The organism is Litoreibacter albidus, from assembly GCF_900107015.1.
Lineage (GTDB): Bacteria > Pseudomonadota > Alphaproteobacteria > Rhodobacterales > Rhodobacteraceae > Litoreibacter > Litoreibacter albidus.
Genome location: NZ_FNOI01000001.1, coordinates 452,304 through 473,013 on the forward strand (window position 1 = coordinate 452,304; position 20,710 = coordinate 473,013).

General features: G+C 57.5%; 24 protein-coding genes. 11 read left to right on the plus strand and 13 right to left on the minus strand.

From position 1 onward, the window contains the following. Positions 1-31 precede the first annotated feature (31 nt). From tatB to BLW66_RS02290, 3 genes are read left to right on the plus strand one after another with little or no spacing between them, the layout of a single operon-like run. Entirely contained in the window at positions 32-568 is a 537-nt protein-coding gene (gene tatB / locus BLW66_RS02280) for a Sec-independent protein translocase protein TatB (protein WP_089944410.1), read from the plus strand. Then, positions 565-1,482: a twin-arginine translocase subunit TatC gene (tatC, locus tag BLW66_RS02285; RefSeq protein WP_089944413.1), complete on the plus strand. Its 918-nt coding sequence runs from the start codon at positions 565-567 to the stop codon at positions 1,480-1,482. The genes tatB and tatC overlap by 4 nt, the downstream gene beginning before the upstream one ends. A gap of 13 nt (positions 1,483-1,495) precedes the next feature. Further along, on the plus strand, positions 1,496-2,332 hold the full coding sequence (locus BLW66_RS02290; RefSeq protein WP_089945633.1) for an ATP-binding protein: 837 nt from the start codon (positions 1,496-1,498) through the stop codon (positions 2,330-2,332). Here BLW66_RS02290 and BLW66_RS02295 read toward each other — a convergent pair. From BLW66_RS02295 to BLW66_RS02330, 8 genes are all read right to left on the minus strand, one after another. Continuing rightward, complete coding sequence (locus tag BLW66_RS02295) at positions 2,329-2,748, minus strand: PACE efflux transporter (RefSeq protein WP_089944416.1); 420 nt, start codon at positions 2,746-2,748, stop codon at positions 2,329-2,331. The two genes, BLW66_RS02290 and BLW66_RS02295, sit on opposite strands and share 4 nt — an antisense overlap. A gap of 136 nt (positions 2,749-2,884) precedes the next feature. Then, positions 2,885-3,940 (minus strand): Hint domain-containing protein, encoded by a 1,056-nt coding sequence (locus BLW66_RS02300; protein WP_089944419.1) that lies wholly within the window; start codon positions 3,938-3,940, stop codon positions 2,885-2,887. A 136-nt stretch (positions 3,941-4,076) separates the two neighbouring features. Then, on the minus strand, positions 4,077-5,240 hold the full coding sequence (locus BLW66_RS02305; protein ID WP_089944422.1) for a M23 family metallopeptidase: 1,164 nt from the start codon (positions 5,238-5,240) through the stop codon (positions 4,077-4,079). Between the two features lie 47 nt (positions 5,241-5,287). After that, positions 5,288-5,941, minus strand: coding sequence for a protein-L-isoaspartate(D-aspartate) O-methyltransferase (locus BLW66_RS02310; RefSeq protein ID WP_089944425.1), 654 nt, complete (start codon positions 5,939-5,941; stop codon positions 5,288-5,290). Beyond that, on the minus strand, positions 5,938-6,723 hold the full coding sequence (gene surE / locus BLW66_RS02315) for a 5'/3'-nucleotidase SurE (RefSeq protein ID WP_089944428.1): 786 nt from the start codon (positions 6,721-6,723) through the stop codon (positions 5,938-5,940). The genes BLW66_RS02310 and surE overlap by 4 nt, the downstream gene beginning before the upstream one ends. Positions 6,724-6,786: 63 nt before the next feature. Beyond that, positions 6,787-7,491 (minus strand): hypothetical protein, encoded by a 705-nt coding sequence (locus BLW66_RS02320; RefSeq protein ID WP_089944429.1) that lies wholly within the window; start codon positions 7,489-7,491, stop codon positions 6,787-6,789. A 117-nt stretch (positions 7,492-7,608) separates the two neighbouring features. Further along, the gene (serS, locus tag BLW66_RS02325) at positions 7,609-8,898 is read right to left on the minus strand and encodes a serine--tRNA ligase (RefSeq protein ID WP_089944432.1); all 1,290 of its coding nucleotides are present in this window, start codon (positions 8,896-8,898) and stop codon (positions 7,609-7,611) included. 76 nt (positions 8,899-8,974) lie between these two features. Beyond that, complete coding sequence (locus BLW66_RS02330) at positions 8,975-9,682, minus strand: hypothetical protein (RefSeq protein WP_089944435.1); 708 nt, start codon at positions 9,680-9,682, stop codon at positions 8,975-8,977. A gap of 146 nt (positions 9,683-9,828) precedes the next feature. On the opposite strand from BLW66_RS02330, the gene yajC reads away from it, so the two are divergent. Genes yajC through BLW66_RS02355 form a run of 5 tightly spaced genes read left to right on the plus strand, consistent with a single transcriptional unit; the run spans position 9,829 to position 13,899 of the window. Next, entirely contained in the window at positions 9,829-10,149 is a 321-nt protein-coding gene (gene yajC, locus BLW66_RS02335) for a preprotein translocase subunit YajC (protein WP_089944438.1), read from the plus strand. A gap of 3 nt (positions 10,150-10,152) precedes the next feature. Then, positions 10,153-11,823 carry a protein translocase subunit SecD gene (gene secD / locus BLW66_RS02340; RefSeq protein ID WP_089944439.1) on the plus strand — a complete coding sequence of 557 codons (1,671 nt, stop codon included), beginning with the start codon at positions 10,153-10,155 and terminating at the stop codon, positions 11,821-11,823. A 4-nt stretch (positions 11,824-11,827) separates the two neighbouring features. Then, a complete protein-coding gene (gene secF / locus BLW66_RS02345) occupies positions 11,828-12,796 on the plus strand; it encodes a protein translocase subunit SecF (protein WP_089944443.1) in 969 nt (322 codons plus the stop codon). After that, positions 12,789-13,541 (plus strand): sulfite exporter TauE/SafE family protein, encoded by a 753-nt coding sequence (locus BLW66_RS02350; RefSeq protein ID WP_089944446.1) that lies wholly within the window; start codon positions 12,789-12,791, stop codon positions 13,539-13,541. Before secF ends, BLW66_RS02350 begins: the two co-directional genes overlap by 8 nt. Positions 13,542-13,545: 4 nt before the next feature. Then, on the plus strand, positions 13,546-13,899 hold the full coding sequence (locus BLW66_RS02355; RefSeq protein ID WP_089944450.1) for an Mth938-like domain-containing protein: 354 nt from the start codon (positions 13,546-13,548) through the stop codon (positions 13,897-13,899). Between the two features lie 47 nt (positions 13,900-13,946). Here BLW66_RS02355 and BLW66_RS02360 read toward each other — a convergent pair whose 3' ends face one another. The 4 genes from BLW66_RS02360 to BLW66_RS02375 form a co-directional block, all read right to left on the minus strand. Further along, complete coding sequence (locus BLW66_RS02360; RefSeq protein WP_089944453.1) at positions 13,947-14,381, minus strand: VOC family protein; 435 nt, start codon at positions 14,379-14,381, stop codon at positions 13,947-13,949. Continuing rightward, positions 14,344-15,300 carry a DUF817 domain-containing protein gene (locus tag BLW66_RS02365; protein WP_089944456.1) on the minus strand — a complete coding sequence of 319 codons (957 nt, stop codon included), beginning with the start codon at positions 15,298-15,300 and terminating at the stop codon, positions 14,344-14,346. Before BLW66_RS02365 ends, BLW66_RS02360 begins: the two co-directional genes overlap by 38 nt. 4 nt (positions 15,301-15,304) lie before the next feature. Beyond that, the gene (locus BLW66_RS02370) at positions 15,305-16,633 is read right to left on the minus strand and encodes a surface lipoprotein assembly modifier (RefSeq protein ID WP_170833370.1); all 1,329 of its coding nucleotides are present in this window, start codon (positions 16,631-16,633) and stop codon (positions 15,305-15,307) included. Between the two features lie 66 nt (positions 16,634-16,699). Continuing rightward, entirely contained in the window at positions 16,700-17,713 is a 1,014-nt protein-coding gene (locus BLW66_RS02375) for a hypothetical protein (protein ID WP_089944462.1), read from the minus strand. Positions 17,714-17,964: 251 nt separating this feature from the next. Here BLW66_RS02375 and thyX point away from each other — a divergent pair, with 251 nt between their 5' ends. Together thyX and BLW66_RS02385 are read left to right on the plus strand one after the other, a co-directional pair. Continuing rightward, positions 17,965-18,873, plus strand: coding sequence for an FAD-dependent thymidylate synthase (gene thyX / locus BLW66_RS02380; protein ID WP_089944465.1), 909 nt, complete (start codon positions 17,965-17,967; stop codon positions 18,871-18,873). Between the two features lie 33 nt (positions 18,874-18,906). After that, a complete protein-coding gene (locus tag BLW66_RS02385; protein WP_170833371.1) occupies positions 18,907-19,707 on the plus strand; it encodes a hypothetical protein in 801 nt (266 codons plus the stop codon). Between the two features lie 195 nt (positions 19,708-19,902). Here the strand turns inward: BLW66_RS02385 and BLW66_RS02390 are convergent, their stop codons facing one another. Next, on the minus strand, positions 19,903-20,112 hold the full coding sequence (locus BLW66_RS02390; RefSeq protein ID WP_021099906.1) for a cold-shock protein: 210 nt from the start codon (positions 20,110-20,112) through the stop codon (positions 19,903-19,905). Between the two features lie 286 nt (positions 20,113-20,398). Here BLW66_RS02390 and BLW66_RS02395 point away from each other — a divergent pair, with 286 nt between their 5' ends. After that, positions 20,399-20,707 (plus strand): arsenate reductase family protein, encoded by a 309-nt coding sequence (locus BLW66_RS02395; RefSeq protein ID WP_089944471.1) that lies wholly within the window; start codon positions 20,399-20,401, stop codon positions 20,705-20,707. Positions 20,708-20,710 lie beyond the last annotated feature (3 nt).

Sequence of the window (20,710 nt, forward strand, 5' to 3'; positions counted from 1 at the left end):
AGGGCGATTAAGCGAGCCGGAGGCACGCACCATGTTTGACATCGGTATGACCGAGCTGTTGGTGATCGGGCTTGTCGCCCTGATCGTCGTGGGTCCAAAGGATCTGCCTGGAATGTTCCGCACGTTGGGACAATTCACGGCCAAGGCCAAGCGCATGGCCCGCGAGTTCAGCCGCGCGATGGAAGACGCCGCCGATGAGGCTGGCGTCAAAGATGTCGCCAACACGGTCAAAGCCGCTGCGAACCCCAAGAAAATGGGGATCGACAAGATCCGCGAAGCAACGAACTTCAATAAATTCCCTGACGGCTCCGAGACGAAAAAGCTGGCCAAGGAACGCGCTGAAGCTGCCGCGAAGATCAAAGCCGCAACGAACAAGGCCGCAGAGACGCGCATCGCCAAAGAGGCTGCAGCCGCTGAAACGGCCACTCCTAAGGAGGCTACGAAGCCTAAAGCGCCTGCCAAGACGAAAGCTGCCGCAAAACCCAAGGCAGCCCCTAAGGCGAAAGCCGTAGCTAAGCCCAAGGTGAAGCCAGCCGCGAAACCAAAACCCAAGAAAGCTGATACATGAGCGCCGAGAGCGATATTGAAGACAGCTCCGCCCCGCTGATCGAACACCTTGCGGAGCTGCGCACCCGTGTGATCCGCGCTGCTTTGGCATTCCTCGTGGGGATGGTCATCTGCTTCACCTTCGGCAGTGCAATCTTGGATTTCCTGTTGGTCCCGATCGAGAACACGATGCGCGCCTTGGGGAACCCGAACCCCGTGATGCAATACACCGCGCCGCAGGAATACTTTTTCACGTTGATCCGCATCTCCATGGTCGGCGGCTTGTTCGTGTCTTTTCCGGTTATCGGCTACCAACTGTGGCGCTTCGTGGCGCCGGGTTTGTATAAGAACGAAAAGAACGCGTTTTTGCCCTTCCTAGTGGCGTCTCCGATGCTGTTCTTGCTGGGCGCATCCTTCGCCCACTACGTCGTGGTGCCGTTGGCCATGCAGTTCTTCTTAGGTTTCGCGGACCTTCCGTCCTTCTTCGCGGCTATGATCGCCTCTGGCGAGGTGACGCAAGCCACTCGCGAGACAGGGATCGACATTGTCTTCAATGGTAAGGTGAACGAGAGCCTTGATATTACGCTGAAAATGATCGTGGCCTTCGGGCTGTGTTTTCAGTTGCCGGTTCTATTGACGCTGATGGGTAAAGCCGGTTTGGCAACGGCCGCAGGCCTGCGCGACGTGCGCAAATACGCCGTCATCGGCATTCTGGTCGTCGCTGCACTCGTGACCCCGCCGGACGTGACCACCCAGTTGATTTTGTTCGTCGTGGTCTATGGCTTGTATGAAGTGTCTATTTTCCTTGTCGCCCGTGTCGAGAAGACCCGCGAAGTGAAACTTCGTGAGGAGGGGCTTTGGGACGACGAGGACGACGCCGGTGATCTCGACGATGACGACTTCGGTGAGCACCATCCTGAAGATCGCGGCCCTTAAGATGAGTGATGTTATGGACGACCCGATGCTGCGCATCGCCCTTGCGCTGGAGCGCATTTCACCGCCGGAAAGCCCCGCGCCTGACTTCGACAGCGCGTCGGCCTTCTTGTGGCATGTGGAGCCGGACCGCCTCGCCCCCGTGGCTGAGGTCAATGGTGTGGCGCTGGACTTGCTTGTCGGGATTGAGCGCGCGCGCGACACATTGCACACCAACACCGTGCAATTCGCCAAGGGCTTCGCGGCCAATAACGCATTGCTTTGGGGCTCTCGCGGGATGGGGAAGTCATCGCTGGTGAAGGCGGTCCATAGTGACATCGTGGCATCGGGCCTGGGGTTGAAGTTGGTCGAGGTGCAGCGCGAGGATCTACCCTCCATCGGGCGACTTCTGAACCTCCTGCGCGCGTCGGAGCACCGCTTCGTGCTGTACTGCGATGATCTGAGTTTCAGCCATGACGACCAACACTACAAATCCTTAAAGGCCGTGCTGGACGGCGGCATTGAGGGGCGGCCAGAGAACGTCATTTTCTACGCCACCTCCAACCGCCGCCACCTTATGCCGCGCGACATGATCGAGAACGAGCGGGGCGGGGCGATCAACCCCTCCGAGGCGACCGAGGAGAAGGTCTCCCTGTCGGATCGCTTCGGACTATGGCTGGGCTTCCACCCATGCACGCAGGACGAATACCTCGACATGATCCGTGGATATTGCGCGGCACATGACGTGGCGATTGATGACGACGTTCTGCACGCAGAGGCGATTGAATGGCAGCAAACCCGTGGCGGGCGCTCCGGTCGGGTGGCTTGGCAGTATTTCACTGATCTCGCGGGCCGGTGTGGTCTGGCGGTCTAGGCCGTTTCAGGGATTGGGAACACGACGTCGTAGACCCAGTTGAAAACGAAGGCGTAGACCAAGTAGAAGACCACGAAAGCCACATCCATGATAAAGGCCTGCGCAAAGCTGATGTTCAGATAAAACGCCAACAATGGCAGCGTGGCAAGAAGCAGACCCGCCTCGAACAGCACGGCGTGAAGGACACGTAGCGGCACGGTTTTCGATACCTGGCCGCGCCAGCGTATCAACGCTTTGTCGAACATCAAATTGTAGACGTAGTTCCAAAGTGTCGCGAGCGTGGACGCGATAACCGCCACGACACCGATGTCTGCGGCATGCATGCCAAAACCCAGTGCGCCAAGCGGTATCACTAGAAGGAGTCCGATGATTTCGAAGCTGATTGCGTGGCGGATGCGGTCGCGTGTCGTGCGCATGATGTGTCCCATCTTATCGCCGGGTCGTCCCGGATGTATACCCTGATGGGGGAGGTCGTCCTCGCATTGCCTTCATATAAGATCAATTAGGCGAATGTCTATGTCAGCTCGGCTTAGACATGAATGTGTTTTCTGCTCAATTCAGCAGGCAGTTGGCCTCGAACCCCTTGAGGCTCATACGTGCGGAAGACATCACCGGGGATGCCGCGTAAGCCAGATCGGGGAACAGACGCAGCAGTTCGTCGCGCGGGCCATGGTCCAGCGCATCCATTGCTTGGGGGCCGGGGTGGAAGCTCTCAGATGGTGCGCCTTCGGCGTAGACGACCTGATGCGTATCGAACATGATGTGGTGATAATTCACCATGCCGCCTTGTCGCGCGTAGATCGTCTTGCCGTTCACAAGGTCTTTGGCTCTCACGAATACTTCCGGCTCACCGAACCACAGTTCCGCTTGCCAGCCCTCTATTAGCATGCGGTGCTGGGGCGACACGACCAAGTCGCGGGTGTTGCCGAGCGCACCTTTGCGGATGACGATAGGGGCGAGATCGCCCACCGCCTCCACGCGGCGACCGCCCGTCCATGCCAAGGGCTGAAGCCCAGCATCGCGCGTCATGATCAAGTCGCCGGGTTGCAGGGTCTGCACCTCTCGCAAGCCGCTGTCCGTCTCGATTAGCGTGCCCGCCGCAAAGCAAACCACTTGCGCGCCCAAACCCGTGTGCGGGGTGTGAGCGTCATTCTCCACGATGCCACCGATAGTATAGTTCGCACCCGCCGGTGGGACGCCATCGGGGAACACCAGAAAATACCCGTCTTCGGATACGCCGCCCACGGTGTCTTGCACGTCGTTGTCGTTGTTCAAGTCAACGTCAATCACGCCGACGCGGTAGACCGTGCCGTCCGCAGCGGTCACTTGAAAGGTATAGTCCCAGATCGTCTGGTAATAGGTTCCGTCGATCAGAGTGACTTGTTCACCGACGCCGCCAAAGCGTTCTTGCGCGGCGATTTGTTCATTGGTGACGTCGCCGTTGTAAACGGTCGCGGCATCGTTCTCGCGCACGTGAAAGCTGGTGTTTTCACCAGTGAAGGACCACGTTCCGCCAGTTGGGGGGCCAAACGCATAGTTGTGCGCAGAGCCGTTTACCGTGCTCTGCGACCCAAAGATGGCGTTAGAATATCCGTAGTAAATGGCCATAACAGGCCCCGATAACTGTTTACACTACGAATACATTGATCTTCAAATTGGCTGTTTAAATGACGTAAATAAGAAAAAAGCGAGGGGTTCTGCCGAACTTCCCCTCGCTTTTGCCTTAATTGATTTGCCGTAGGCCCTACTTCAGGAACGGCGCGGGGTCGACGCTTTCAAAGCCCTCACGGACCTCAAAGTGCAAGAAGCTCGGGGAGCCCTTACCGACCTTGGCGATGGTCTTGCCACGGGTCACCTTATCGCCCTTTTTCACCGCAATATCAGAGATATTTGCGTAGACTGTCAAAAGGTTGCCAGGGTGGCGGAGCACCAGAATCGGCACTTGATCTGTGTCTCGTGTGATTGCGGCGACCTCACCGTCAGCTGCCGCCTTAACCGGCGTGCCGGTGCTGGCGGATATGTCGATGCCCTCGTTCTTGCGCTTCTTATACGGGCGCAAGACTTGTCCAGACACGGGTGTCAGAAGCCGTGCGGCGGCACTTGGCGCGGCCTTCGTCGCAGCAGGGGCCGCGACTGGCGTGGCCTTGGGCGCGATCTTTTCAGCCGGAAGCGGTTTTGTTGCTGATGGTGGCTGCGGCGTCGGCGTGCCTGCGCCCGGTGCCACAACGGCGGCTTCCTTTACGGGCGCCTTCACGGTGGCAGAGCCGTCTTTGGCGACAGGGATCAGCAGGTACTGGCCTTCACGGACTTCCAAATCCGGACCCAGACCGTTCCACTCCGCCAAGGAGCGTGCGGAGACGTTGTAGAGACGCGCGACGGAGTACGCGGTTTCGCCGCGTCCGACTTGGTGGCGGATCGGCTCCGGCCCGTCGACGCGTTTGGTTGCCGCTGTGGTTTTCGACGTCGGCGCGCGGCCAATAGCTGTGGTCGCGATTTGTGTGATGTCGAGCGGCTTGGTCTCGCCGCTTGGGCTGGTTCCAGTCGTGCTGATCGTGCCGCGCAGTGCGAGGACTTCGCCCTTGTTGAGCTTGTCGTCAACGCGCAGGCCGTTGTAGCTGGCCAAATCCTGTGGGCTAACCCCGATACGGTTGGCGACAGTCGTCACCGTGTCGTCACGCTGGGCGACGGCAACTTGGTAATTCGGGTAGGAGATGATGCCACGGCTGTCCGGCCGGGGTCGCGTGCCTGTGGCTGTGCGCGCGGCGCTGGAGGTGTCCAAGCCACCCGCTGTGCCGCGCAGGTCAAGGTCCAGATTGGCAAGGCGTTCGCCCACCTGACCGTCACAGGCCGAAAGCCCAAATCCCAAAGCCACCATCGGCAATAACTTGCTGAAACGCCTGCTGCGCATATTCTTCTTCCTCAATCCACGTGGCCCTTATGTCTGGGCCTTTAGGTTTAGTCCTGCCCCAGACCCTCAAGCAGAGGGACGAAGCGAACCGGCATTAGTTCTTCGTAGTCAAACCCTTGCGGGGTTTTCGTTACCTTGATCAGGCTTTGCACCGCGTCGGACTGCCCCACCGGCACAACCATGATACCGCCCTCGCGCAGTTGCGCCAATAGCGGGCCGGGCGGGTCTTCAGCCGCTGCGGTCACAAGAATGCGATCAAAGGGGGCTTGCTCGGGCAAGCCGTAGCTGCCGTCGCCTGTCAATATGGTCACATTTGTGATGTCCAGATCTTGAAACAATTTACGCACAGGGCGCGTCAGACGGGCGTGGCGGTCCACGCTGTAAACCCGTCTGGCAAGGTGGCTCAGAACGGCGGCTTGGTAGCCGGAGCCTGTTCCGACCTCCAACACCTTGTTGCGTGGTTGCACATCCAAAGCTTGGGTCATCAACCCTACTACAGATGGTTGGGAGATCGTTTGCCCGCACGCAATGGGCAGGGGCATGTCCTCGTAAGCGCGATCCGCGAAGGTTCCAGTGATAAACGCGCCGCGATCCACTTTCTCCATGGCCGTCAGCACCCGCGGGTCCATTATCCCCTTGGAGCGCAGCCCGTAGAGGAACTGCATCTTGCGTTCCGCTTCAGAGGTCGCAGGTTCTGTCATGACAGGCGACGCTCTAGGTCGTCCAGCAGGTCATGCGCCGTCAAATCGCAGCGCATCGGCGTAACGGAAATCCAACCGTCGATATTCACTGACGCATCGGTGTTTTCACCTGAGCACACGTTCTGCGGATTGCCCTTGATCCAAAGATACTTGCGCCCGTTCGGTGGCATGTGACTTTCGACGCCCATCCCCCCCGTTGGCCTCAGACCTTGGCGCACGACGCGTGTGCCTTTCACGTCGGCGGCGGCAACGGGCGGAAAGTTGACATTGTAGAAGGTTTGGTAGCCTTCGCCGCCCCAAATGCCGTTCTGAAGTAGGTTTTTGACAAGTTCCGCACCATGCGCTGCAGCGGCTTCGAACTGGTTCTCAAGCCGCAAATTGCCCGGTCCAAAGTATTGGGACATCGCAATTGACTTAACACCCTGAAGTGCGCCTTCCATGGCGGCGCCAATGGTGCCCGAATAAACGGTGTTCTCTGCGGAGTTGTTACCTTTGTTCACGCCCGACAAAATCAGGTCCGGCTTGGCTAAGCCCATGACCTCATGAACGCCCGCGAGTACGCAGTCGGCGGGCGCGCCCTCGGCTGCAAAACGGCGTTCCGCCAGTTCGACAATCATGGTGGGGTGGGCGTAGTTGATGCAATGCGCGACGCCCGATTTCTCGAACGCAGGTGCAACGGTCCAAACCTCGCCATCGGGTCCGGCGACTTCGGTTGCGATGGCGTGAATGACCTCTAGCCCAGGAGCGTTGATGCCGTCGTCATTGGTAATAAGAATGCGCATGGATGTGACCGCCCCGTTTTTTAACCTAGCTTTAGGGAAAATAGGGCGGTGGGTAAAGCGGGGTCAGCGGTTGAATTGCATCTGTCGAACCGCCAGTCCCGAAATTATCACAGCTCCCGCCACTGCAAACAGTGTCACGGAGAGCGTCTCAGTGCCGTTGCGTGCAATGATACCAACCAAGGCCCAGACCACGGCTAGCGCGTAGGTCCACACGCCGTGCGCGCGGTGCTGAACCAACGCGGCGATCAACATGGCCACACTGACCATCAGCAGTGCCCACATGACCGCGCCGCCGCCTATGCCGTACCCCGCGCCCAACAAACCGATAGAGACGCAGGACGCCGCCGTCAGCCAACCTGCATAAAGACCAGCTGGCAGTGCGAACTGCCACGCGGGCCGAATGTTGCGGCCCGCGAGGAGTGCCCAAACGGCCGTGCCTAGCATCACCCAGATGAGCACACTTGCCCAGATCACCGACAGCGTCGCGACTTTGATCCAGAAGGCGCCGACGGCCAGAGACAGGAAAAGGGGCACGCGGGCGGCATCCCAATGCGCGTCATCGCGGTGCTTCCACACACCAATGACCGCCGAGACCAGAAGCCACAGATAAATCACCGACCAGATGGAGAAGGCGTAGCCCAGCGGCTGAACCGGCGCGTCGTCTTGCGGAATGGGGAATTGGTCGGGCCTGAACCCCGCAAACCCTTCGGTTATGAACGGGGATATCAAAAACGCCGTCGTCGCGGCCAATATTGCCCAAGCCTTCATGCCACTACATCCTAAGTAACTGTTTAACGCCCCCGTACAGCGATGTGTACGAGGGCGCATTGCAGGCTAAACGCCGGATGTCTGGCTTCGGTTCCTAAGAAAGTGCGAAAGGCCCGCTTAAATAAGCGTGCCGAACGGGTCCAGCGTTGTTTTGCCGCCCAAGTAAGGGTGCAAGGCCACCGGAAGCTCCACAGAGCCATCCGCTTGTTGGCCGTTCTCCAGCACCGCAATCAGGCAGCGTCCAACCGCGAGGCCAGAGCCGTTCAGCGTGTGAACATGTTCAGGCTTGCCGCCATCCGCCGGTTTATAGCGCGCATTCATGCGGCGTGCTTGGAACGCACCCATCACGGAGACAGAGCTGATTTCACGGTACATCTGTTGACCGGGCAACCAGACTTCGATGTCGTGGGTGCGTTCTGCGCCGAAGCCCATGTCGCCGGTACACAGCACGACAGTACGGAACGGCAGGAGTAGGGTCTCCAGAATGCTTTCTGCGGCGGTTGTCATGCGGTCCAACTCCGCGCGGGAATCTTCGGGCTTGGTGATCGACACCATCTCCACCTTCTCGAATTGGTGCTGGCGCAGCATGCCCGATGTGTCGCGCCCTGCGGATCCCGCCTCGGAGCGGAAGCACTGTGAATGGGCGCACATGCGTAGCGGTAGTTTGGCCTCGTCCAAGGTCTCGCCGTTGACGGTGTTCGTCAACGTCACCTCGGACGTCGGGATCAGCCATTGACCGTTGGTCGTCTGGTAGCTGTCTTCGCCGAATTTAGGCAACTGGCCCGTGCCGTACATCATGGCCTCATTGACCAGAACGGGGGTCCACATCTCGGTCAACCCGTTTTCGACGTGGGTGTCGAGCATGAATTGGGCCAAGGCACGGTGCAACCGCGCAACCGACCCCTTGAGCAGCACAAAGCGCGAGCCGGAGAGTTTTGCAGCGGTTTCAAAGTCCATGCCCGGAATGACGCCCGGCAGGTCAAAATGCTCTTTCGGGGTGAACGGGAAACGGCGCGGTGTGCCCCAGCGGTTGATTTCGACGTTGTCGTCTTCGCTGTCGCCTTCTGGAACGCCCTCCATCGGGATGTTGGGCAGGCCCATCAGCAGGTCCGTCAGCTTGTCGTCTTCCAGCTTGGCTTCGTCGTTGAGACGCGCAACTTCGGCTTTCTTGTCGACCACAAGCGCGCGCAGACGTTCAAACTCGGCCTCATCGCCCTTGGCTTTTGCGGCGCCCACTTGCTTGGAGGCGGCGTTCTGCGCGGCTTTGGCGTCTTCGGCGGCGGCAATCTTGGCGCGACGAGCTGTGTCAATGGCCAGCACGTCGGACGAGGACACATCCGATTTGCGCTGCTTCATGGCTGCGTCAAAGACCTCGGGGGTCTCGCGGATCATGCGAATGTCATGCACGGTGTCTGTCCTCGTATTGGGTTGCTAATATGGGGCTTATGACGGGTTTTTGTGGGGGTGGAAAGTGGGGCTGTTTTTAAGTGCCGTATACTTGCAGGTGAACAATAGATTGCCCCGCGTCGGCGGCTTCTTCGTAAATAGGGATTATGGACTTCAGGAACCCGAACGATTGGCATAGCGAGGTTAAGGCACTTGAGTTGGGCGTGTGGATGTTTGCCATGGCCACAAGTTCCTCTGGGGCGTCACCTGGGTAAAACCCGCCGATTTTTGCAATTTCAAATAGGGTGCAGACATCTGTTGCACTCAACGAAAACTGTTCAAGCGCACTTGTCGCTGTGTGTAAGCCCTCAGAGTAATGCCGCATCATTGAGGCTCTACTATCTGGTCGCTTCATCGCTGTTCTATACGCCGCAACCATTTGTTCGGCTTCTTTGCGGATGACTTCAATAATTGGGGTCGGGTTCTCTTTCAAACGGGCAATTAGCTCCAAGATCGCTTGCGCTTGTGTGGAAACGTCGACTGCATTGATGATACGGTAATGAATGATGGGGCGTTCAGCATACTGATCAAAGGCGAGGTACTCACGCTGTGCGAAGAGGTCATTTAGGACCGGAAGATATCGAATATGGTCATATTCGCACCCCCGAAACTCTACCCGTTGGCTGGCGGTTTCGTGAATCTGGTTGAGCGCATTCATACCGTCGTCGGCGGTCTTCGCGTTGAATAATACGGTGCGGTCGCGGCGATCGCATCTGTAAATCGCCTCACACGAGAAACTGCCCATTCTGAAGTCCTTTAAATCTCGAAATATGATCCCGATATATCATGCCTACGTGGTCTTACTATCCCCGTTGCGCCCCACGCGTGGCGGCGATAGGGTGCGCCGCAACTGACAAAGGCCGTTTTGGCCCACAAACAAAAGGACTGCAGATGTTCGTCACACCTGCCTACGCACAGGCCGCTGGGGGCGCAGGAAGCGCTTTCACTTCATTCATTCCCCTGATCCTGATTTTTGCGATCATGTATTTCTTGTTGATCCGCCCACAGCAAAAGAAGCTGAAGGATCATCAGGCCATGGTGAACGCTGTGCGTCGCGGTGACCAAGTGATCACCCAAGGCGGCATTGTTGGCAAAGTGGCCAAGGTCAAAGAAGACGGCGAAATCGAGGTTGAAATCGCTGAAGGCGTCAAAGTTCGCGTGATCAAATCGACACTGGCATCCGTTGTCAGCAAAACCGAACCGGCGAAATAAACCATGCTTCAGATGTCTTTCTGGCAGCGGGCCACGATCCTGCTGACGGTGCTTGTGGGGTTGTCGTTGGCATTGCCCAACGGCTTCTACCCCACCGTTGAAAAGCACAACGACGCCACTGCGGCACTTGAGGCAGGCGCTGCGGTCACGCCGGAGCTTACGGCCGATGCCGCCAGCTGGCCGGGGTTCCTGCCGTCTGGCTTAGTCAACTTGGGGCTCGACCTTCGGGGCGGGGCCCATCTGTTGGCCGAGGTCAATGTGGAAGACGTCTACGACAGCCGCATGGACGGCTTCTGGCCGGAGGTCCGTGACACGTTGCGTGATGCGCGTGACACCATCGGTACCATCCGCCGCCAGAACGCCGCGCCGGGCGAGCTAAAAATCAAGATTTCCGAGCCAGCGGGCCTTCAAGAAGCCATCACTTTGGTGCGCGGCTTGGCCACGCCCGTTGTAAGCCTTACCGGATCGGGCAACACTGACATTCAGGTTTCAGGGCAGGGCGATACGATCACTGTGTCCCTGACCGAAGCGGAGCGCGTTGCCACGGACGACCGCACGATGCAGCAATCGCTTGAAATTATCCGCCGTCGTGTGGACGAGGCGGGCACTCGTGAGCCAACAATCCAGCGCCAAGGTGAACGCCGTATCCTTATTCAGGTGCCAGGCATCGGCTCCGCGACCGAGTTGAAAGAGCTTATCGGCACGACCGCGAAACTCACCTTCCATCCCGTCGTTTCGCGCACATCCAACCCCAATGAGCGTGTATCCGGCCGCCAGATTTTGGTGCCATCCATCGACCCGCAAGAGCAGGGCACGTTCTACGTTCTAGAACAAACCCCCGTGGTCACGGGGGAGGATCTGGCCAACGCGCAACCTGCGTTTGACCAGAACGGCCAGCCGTCCGTTACGTTCCGCTTCGACTCTACTGGCGGGCGCAAGTTCGGTATCTTTACCAGCGAAAATGTTGGCGCGCCTTTCGCGATCGTGCTCGACAACGAAGTGATCTCCGCTCCGGTTATTCGCGAAGCTATCCTTGGCGGCTCCGGCCAGATCAGCGGCAACTTCTCGGTTGAGGAATCGACGAACCTTGCTGTGCTTCTGCGCGCCGGTGCGCTGCCAGCCGAAATGACCTTCCTAGAGGAGCGCACAGTCGGTCCGGAACTGGGACAAGACAGCATCGACGCGGGCAAAATCGCCTGCATCGTGGCCTTTATCGGCGTGTTGGTCTTCATGGTTCTCAGCTACGGGTTGTTCGGCGTTTTCGCCAACATCGCGCTGATCATCAACGTGGGGCTGATCTTCGGCCTGTTGTCGCTGATCGGGGCCACGCTTACGCTTCCTGGTATTGCCGGCATCGTGCTGACCATTGGTATGGCGGTGGACGCAAACGTGCTGGTGTTCGAGCGTATCCGTGAAGAGCTTCTGACCTCCAAAGGTCCGGCCCGCGCGATTGAGCTTGGTTACGAGAAAGCATTGTCGGCCATCCTCGACGCCAACGTAACCACGTTCATCGTCGCGGTTATACTCTTCGTCATGGGCTCCGGCCCTGTGCGCGGCTTCTCGGTCACGCTTGGCCTTGGCATCATGACGTCCGTGTTCACGGCCATCTATGTGACGCGCCTAATCGTGGTATTCTGGTTTGAACGCCGCCGTCCCAAACAGATCGAGGTATAATACGATGCGTTTGAAACTCGTACCTACAGTCACCTCATGGGACTTCTTCGGCAAATGGAAGGTTTGGCTTGGCATCTCCTTGGTGATGATCGTCGTCGGGATGGCGTCGTTCATGATACAAGGGCTGAACTACGGCATCGACTTTCGCGGTGGCACCACGATCCGCACCGAAAGCACGCAGCCGGTTGATGTCGCAGCCTACCGCCTCGCATTGGAGCCTGCGGGCCTTGGTGACGTTTCTATCACCGAAGTCTTCGACCCGACATTCGCCGCTGATCAGAACGTCGCCATGGTGCGTATCGAAGCGCAAGAGGGTGACGAATCCGTAACTGGTGAGACCATCGCCGCCGTCGAGACCGCGCTGCGCACGATTGATCCTGAAATCACCTTCCCGTCCGTCGAATCCGTCGGGCCAAAGGTGTCGGGGGAGTTGATCCAAACTGCCGCTATTGCCGTGTTCTTGGCGATCACTGCGGTGTTGATCTACATCTGGTTGCGGTTCGAATGGCAGTTCGCTGTCGGCGCGGTCATCGCCTTGGTGCATGACGTTGTGCTGACGCTTGGCATCTTCTCGGAGCTTCAAATCCGCTTTGATCTTGCGATCATCGCGGCGCTTTTGACCATCGTCGGTTATTCGATCAACGATACCGTGGTGGTGTTTGACCGCGTGCGGGAAAACCTGCGCAAGTACAAGACCAAGGACTTGTCGGAGGTGTTGAACCTGTCGATCAACGAGACCTTGTCGCGGACGATGATGACATCGGTGACCACTCTGCTGGCACTGATCGCCCTGTTCGTTCTGGGCGGAGACGTGATCCGTGGGTTCGTATTCGCCATGATCTGGGGCATCATCGTCGGGACGTATAGCTCTGTCTTCGTCGCCTCCACGATATTGCTTTTCCTCGGTGTGAAACGCGATTGGACCAAGAAAGACCCGAACGCGGGCGGCCAATACGCGAATATTGATGCCTGATATCCTGACCACAGCCCTCGCCCAATCGGGCTTGGGCTGGGTCGCTCTGATCACCGTTGTCGCGGGCATTGTTTACGGCTTTGCGGGGTTCGGTGCGGCGCTCATCTTCATGCCAGTTGCAACGATATTCTGGGTGCCGGAATTGGCCGTCGCCTCCTTCTCTGTCTCCGCTCTGGCCTCACTGGTCACGCTGGTCCCGCGCGCATGGGGGCAGATGGATAAACCCTCAGTTCTCACCATGATTGCTTTCTCGGTCCTCGGTGCGCCTGTGGGCATCTATGTGCTGCGCACAAGTGACGTGGTTCATATCCGCTGGGCGGTCCTTGTCATTGCGGCGGTGACCCTCGCAGCATTGATGAGTGGCTGGCGGCAAAAACTGTCCTCCCTACGCAGCACACAGGCCGCGGTGGGGACTGTGACGGGCTTCGTTGGCGGGGCCACGGGGTTGTTGGGGCCAGTTATGCTGCTCTTTCAACTCAGCGGCACGGAACCCGTTGCCAGAGTGCGCGCCAACTCTTTGGTGTTCCTGACTGTTAGCAGCTTGTTGTTGCTGCCAAGCATGGCGCTACAAGGCATGCTCAGCGGGCAGGCCGTGATGCTAGGGCTTTTGCTGCTGGTGCCCTACGGCATTGGCGCCAAAGTGGGGCAGGCCATCTTTATTCCACGCTTTGAGGTGTTTTACCGCATTGTTGCCTATGTCATAATCGCGGTGGCCATCCTTATGGGCCTGCCATTCTGGGACTAAAACCATGCGCTTGACCGAAATCACATATGACACCGCCCCGCCGATCGACAGCTATGGTCCCGGCTTCTTCCGGATCGGCGGTGAGGTGATCCATGGCGGTCAACTGTTGTTGCCCACGGAGCGGTTCGCATGGAGTGGGTTCGACGACACCGAGACAATCTTGAGCCGCGCCAAGCTGCTTGACGTGTTGTTCATCGGCACAGGGGCCGAGATCACCCAGATTCCTAAAGCATTGCGCTCGGCCTTGGATGAGGCCGAGATCGGCGTGGAGCTGATGGCGACGCCGACGGCTTGCCGCACCTATAACGTCTTGTTGTCCGAGGGCCGCAGGATCGGCGCGGCCCTCATTCCGGTTTAACTTAGAAAACTGGCCCCGCCGCACGTGATGCTCGCAGGGTCATATTGCTACCAGTGGCCTGTGTTTTCCATGGAGGCCCAAGGCTCTTGTGCGGGCAAAGGTTCGTCCATTTGCAGCAACTCAACCGACACATTGTCAGGGGAGCGCACGAACGCCATGTGACCGTCGCGTGGTGGGCGGTTGATCGTTACACCCGCGTCCATAAGTTGCTGGCACATCTCATAGATGTTCTCGACACGGTAGGCGAGGTGGCCGAAGTGACGGCCATCGGATGGCAGCCCGTCGTCACCGTCCCAGTTGTAGGTCAGTTCAACGTCAGCGCGACCGTCGGCCTGCTCTGGCGGACACATAAAGATCAGGGAAAACCGGCCCTCTTCATTGTCGATACGGCGACGCTCGATCAGGCCCAGCATTTTGTAGAACTCGATGGATTTATCCAGATCCTTAACGCGGACCATGGTGTGCAGAAATTCGATTTTCATCGTGGGAGGCTCCTTCTTTGGTGTCCTCCTTATCTAGCACCTCAGCGGCTGATGGCGAGGGGGTAGCCACGGGATTTACGGCTGTACGCGACAACGCGCTGCGTGACACCAAGGTGACCGTCACAAATGCCACCCAGAGCAGCAGGTACCATGATCCCATCTTGGCGAAACTCACCATCTGCATGTCGGACTGGCCCGCGTAAATCCAAGTACCCGTCATGGTGCCGACGTTTTCCGCAATCCAGACGACGAAGGCGCACAGGAACGCCGCAACTGGCATCGGCATCCAGCGCGGGGTGCCTGCGACGTTGAACCAGATGCGGGTCCGTAGAAATAGGATCAGCGACGCGGCAAACAACCCAAGGCGAATGTCGACGGTATAGTGATGCGCGAAGAAATTGACGTAAATCGCCGCGCCAAACAAAAAAGTAACCCACAGCGGTGGGTAGGGGGCAAAGCGCATCTGAAAGATGCGGATCACCCGCGCGATGTAGCTGCCGATCGAGGCATACATGAAGCCCGAGAACATCGGCACACCGCCCAGCACGAAGTAACCGGGTTCGGGATATGACCAACTTCCCATCCGAATTTTGAACAGCTCCATCGCGGTGCCCGTCAGGTGAAACAGCAAAATCACCCGCGCCTCGTCCCAAGTCTCGAGTTTGAAATAGAGCATGGCAATCTGGGTCGTGACGGCAAATATAAACAGACCATCATAGCGCTCTAGCGGCCAGTCGTCCTGCCACACCAATTTGGTGCCAATCAGGGCGATGATGAACAATACCCCAAACAACGCGGCCCAGCCCTGTTTGAGGAAGAACATAAGCAGCTCGCCAAACCCACCTTGCATCCGCGTACGGACAAAGTCCCCAAGAGCACGCTCTAGTCTGCGGGTCGTGGGAGGGCGTTGGTGTTTCATGGCGTTAGAATGTCGAGCGAAGGCCTAGTTTTAAGCCTAGATCCTCGACATCATATTGAGTGACTGTTGAGGACGTCTTACTCGCGCTAAGCTCAGCGGTTGGCGCAAAGCCGAAGTAATCAAGATCGTTGAAAGTCATAGTGGCGGACGCGTTGATAGTGTCATCCACGCGTCGGTCGAACAGCGGCAGAGCGCGGTCAAAGCGTTTGTTTTGGTAGCCCAGTGAGAGCTCCAGACTTGTTTTTGCGAAGATCGGCTTGGCTGGCGCATAGCGGACCCGCGCGCCCAGCGTCTGTTGCGCAATAGCGGCCGAGTCGGATGCCGTGTCACTGGCGTAACCTGTGACCCAAACCGAATTTCCGCCAGCAAAGCGGTGACCCCACGTGCTAGACGCAGATACGACATTGGCTGATCTTAAATCAGTGTCCTGCCGCCACTGCCGTTCCACACCCAGATTGAAGGCGAGTGTCGATTGCTTGCCGGCCTTTATCTGGCGGCCAAAATTGATGCCGGCAAACTTGGTTAAGGCGCTGCCACCGTACCAGTTTTCACCGACCTTGAAGCTGAGGTTGGTCGCGCCCTTGCCGTCGGCGTCAATGCGCCGCGCACTGATCCGCGCGTCGAGCTCTTGAAAGGCGTAGTCGGAGCTGGAAACCGTTGGGGCAAGGGCCTGCGCGTCTGACGACAAGCTGTATGACTTAGCGTCAAACGATGTACTGGCAGTAAGAGCCCAGTCACCGATTTTTGGCAACCGGTACGATAGGGTCGCACCTAAATTGTATTCGACGCCGGATAAGGCCTGCGCGTCACCGCTAATGGAGAAGGGCAGGCCAGCAATCTCAATCGTGTCCGATTTCGACCCATTGTTGATGTTAGATGAGGGCGCCACCGAGAGCCGCAAGTGAACGCGCATGGGGTTCTTGTTTTGCACATACTTGAAGCCTTGCTTGGCGCGGGCTCTGAATGTGTCATTCGGGGCATGCTCAGCGGCGCGGCGCAACCAAAACTGGGCGCGCAACGGCTTCCCGTCTGCGTTCAGCGCCTGTGCGGCAACCACTGAAGACGAATACTTTTGGGCGTCGGTGTGTGAGTTGCGCCACGCAGCTTTAGATGCGCTGAGCGCCGAAGCCATGCGGCCCGCACCCTGTTCGGCTTGAGCCAACGCCAGTAGGGCGGCGTGATCATTCGGGTCGCTTTGAAGGACTGTGCGGGCCAACGCTGAAGCGCTGTCGTACTGACCGTCGGCAACCAGCTGGTAGGTGAGCGCCCGCGCTTCATCGAGATTGATCTGAGTTTGCGCCCAACCGTGAGGCACCGGTGAAAGTGCAAACAAAAAGGCTGAGGCGCAAAGGCAATTCAAATGACGGAAAGCTGGTCGTGGCACGAACTTACCTTGGTGCTAGGGGCGGGAGGTGATGAAGCCACCAGTCTCTCGGCCCGTAACGGGGTCACGAGTTGTGTCGGAGTCATAGTTTGGATCAAAGTCAGACAGTTGCCCCTCAACGACGAGAAAGCCAGCAACTTCTTCACCATTTGGGCCGGAAACCATGCCATTCCATGTGCCTGTTTGTGCAAACGAATTGTCAAGGTTACGGGTATTTGTAGTTCCGGGATTGGTGCTGTCACTTTCAGTCATTAACGTATCGGGGTTGAGGTTGGTGATCACGAGACCTATCCGGCCAAGCCCACGTCCTGCGACTGAAATTTCGTTTCCGTCAAGGTCGAAAAGGCGACGATCAATGATTTGTCCACGAATGGCACCAGTTAGATCAAAGTCTTGAAGGTCAATGTTGATTTCCGCCTTGCCAGTGGTCAACTGAATGGCATTTGTGGCACCAATGTCTTCTTGCTGCCTTAGCACCCGTATGCCGTTGTAAGTGCCGGTATACTGGTATGTTGCCGCCTGAGTTGGTGGCAGCTTCGCACCTTCTGGGCGACTGGCATACGCTCCGCCATACCCCGAACCCCGATAGGCATTTGTGGCAACCGCACCGACTAACGCACCTGTCCCCGTGGTTGGGGAAGTCAAAACCACTGCATAATATTGATCTTCAGCGCTAGAGTTTGGCGTGTTTTGATACACTTCGCCATTCGGTAACACGACGCCGGGGCGTGGGGTGTAGGCTCCGCCCTCAGAGCTGACGCCATCGAAGGGAAGGTTGTTAATCGTGATCGTTCCGGTGCCGGGGGTGGCGCCTGGAGTGAAGTCAAACCTATTAGCAACGAGGTTCTTGCTTGGGTCGAACAAAAACGCGGCGTTAGTAAGGCTCGCATTCGGATCCGTGCCGGGGTCTGTCACCACATCATCATCGGAATCCCCCCCCGTCACCGGGTTGGAGCCGGAGCCGCCGCAGGCGACCATTGCGGTAATCGACAGGATGCCAAAGGCCTTAACGGCGGTATTAATGCTCATATCTATATCTCACTGCCCGAATGTGCGCCCTCGGCGCGTTTTGGGGGGAAACTCCGGTGGCGCGGGTTAAAAGTCAACGGTGCAGCCACTTGTCGGGGGGCGAATTTGTGGAGTGTTGCTAAACAATCGCCCACATCCAAAGGCAATTCCGATTAGCTTGTGGATAACCCCAACATCATCTTGATGAAAGCCCCCCCTTTGACGCAATATATGGCCTCAACCCTCGAATCCTTTACGCCGGAGAGCCGCAGATGCCCATTTCCCCAGAGCAAGCACAGGAAATCGCCGACGCGCGGTCTCAGCAAAACACCACCATGCGCGCCACGGTGCCAGGGATGGAGCAGCACCTCTATACCGCCCACGAGGTGCTGGATCACGGGTTCATCCGCGTCATCGACTATATGGGCGACGATTCAGCCATCTGTCAGGCCGCCCGCGTGTCCTACGGCAAGGGCACCAAGTCGGTGCAGAACGACGAGGGGCTGATCCGCTACCTGATGCGCCACTGGCACTCCACCCCGTTCGAGATGTGCGAGATCAAGCTTCACGTGAAGCTGCCCGTCTTTGTCGCGCGCCAGTGGATCCGCCACCGGACGGCTAACGTCAACGAATACTCCGCCCGCTATTCGATCCTCGACCGTGAGTTCTACATCCCCGCGCCGGAACACATCAACGCGCAAAGCGTGGTGAACAACCAAGGCCGTGGCCAAATTCTGGAGGGCGAGGAGGCCGCCCGCGTGCTGGAAATCCTCAAGGCTGACAGCACCCGCGCCTATGACAACTACGAGGCGATGATCTCCGATGAGGGCCAAGACGGCCTTGCCCGCGAGCTGGCCCGCATGAACCTGCCTGCGAATATCTATACTCAATGGTACTGGAAGGTGGACCTCCACAATCTGTTTCACTTCTTGCGCCTGCGTGCAGATAGCCATGCACAGTATGAAATAAGGGTTTACGCGGATGCGATTTGTAAGGTCGTCGCCGATTGGGTCCCCGCGGCCTATGCGGCGTTCAAGGACTACCGCCTAGGCGGCGCACAACTCTCCGGCAAAGGCGTCGACTGCCTGCGCCGCATGCTGAAAGGCGAGGACGTCACCCAAGAGACCTCCGGCATGAGCAAAGGCGAATGGCGGGAGTTTATGGGGGTTGTTGGTGGTTGAACTGAATTCTGAACTTCGCTTAATCGAATAGGTTTGAACATGTTGCGTGGCGGGCATTTAGCGCTTGGTATTACCGTAGGTGTGCTTGGTACCATCTTGGTCTTCTTTTTATTGGAGATGTTTTCCAGTATTTTGCCTTCAGGTAACGAGTATTGGGCGGCTTTGATCGGTGCCTTGTCCGGTGGAGCCTTTTCAATGCTAGCGCTTACTTTAGAGCACCAGCACAATCGAGCCGAGATAGAACGGCTTGAGAGGCTGAAAAATTTGACTCACGCGTACAGTTTGTTTGAGCACTTGGGAGAAATTGTTTCGAACGTGGGATTTCTTCGTAACCATATAAATATTTGCTTAGAGGACGCCACGAATAGGGGAGTGCCGTTTCCGATTTTTGCGGTGTTGCCGATTGCTGGGACGTTTGAACGAACTAGAGTTCCTCACGAAGCAAAGAGTTTTTTGATTTCTCAAGGGCAGTCAGAGCTGTACAACTTAATTGGGAACCTAGATTTGCAAGCTAGCGGTGAGTTTGATGCATTCGAGCGCAGCCAACTCGATCGCGCCAGGGTTCTCGAGTTGGCCAAGTTGTTGCGAAACAAAGCTGGCGATTGGGCCATCGAAGTATCTCCGGAGAATGAGGAGGAGGTCTCAGGTAGGGCGTTTTTTCTAAGCGAGCAGATTGAAAGGCAATCGAAGCAATTGGAGGCGCTTTTAAAACAAAGTTTGAAAGCACTACATGGGGCCGTAAGTGTCATTCGTTCCAGTGGTAACTCTGAATTCGGATTCGCTATCAAAGATGAATACATACAAGAATTTGGCAAAAACATTGAGGAATGGTAGCAAACCGTAGTAGGTAACTGACCAAGCACGATCAAAGATCGTGCCGCTCCCACCCATCAGGTCGGGCGCTGCCGTTTTGATAGGTTCGGAACTTCACTTGTCCGAAACTTACCGTACGCTTTACAGACAGCAAAAATCCAACAAAAAAGCCCGCCAGAATAGGCGGGCCTTCATCTTTTCTTAACAGCTTAGGGCTTAATCCAGCGCAACCAGATCGCCAGCCGACGCGCGGCCGTCGCGGCCTTCGATCATCTCGTACTGGATTTTCTGGTCGTCGCGCAGGCCGGTCAGACCAGCGCGCTCAACGGCGGAAATGTGGACGAAGACGTCCTTGCCGCCATCGTCAGGTGCGATAAAGCCGAAGCCTTTGGTGGTGTTGAACCATTTTACGGTGCCAGTGGCCATTCCGTGTCTCCTTCTAGTCTCCGCCCGCGTTATGCGGCGGGGTGGTGCAGCAGTGTCTTCAAGTTAGGCGTGTGCATCCGTAGAAGTAGGCCGAAACGTAAAGTCTGTCTCACAAACAATAGATTAGGCGTGCTGTTTGAAACTTCAATGACAGAAATTAGGCACCCTGATTTCGGCGGGGTTACGTATAGTAAGCCCTTGATCCCCAAGCATTTCGCATCGGCGTTTTCTGGACAATTTTTGTGACAAACCCCATAAAACGAAAGGAATCAGAAGGGAAAACCGCATGAAACTCTATGGTATCAAGGCCTGTGACACCTGCCGCAAGGCGCTGAAAGCCCTGCCGGATGCGGCGTTTGTCGACGTGCGGGCGACCCCGTTGGAGCGCGCCGAACTGGCCCGTTTTCTGGACGCATTCGGGAGCGATCTGGTCAACACCCGCTCCACCACATGGCGCGGCATGTCGGAGGCGGAGCGCGCCGCCGACCCGCTGGATCAGCTATTGGCGCACCCCACATTGATGAAGCGCCCCGTGATCGACAACGGGACGCTTTATCTAGGCTGGGGCAAGGACGTGCAGGCCGCCCTTACTTAAGAT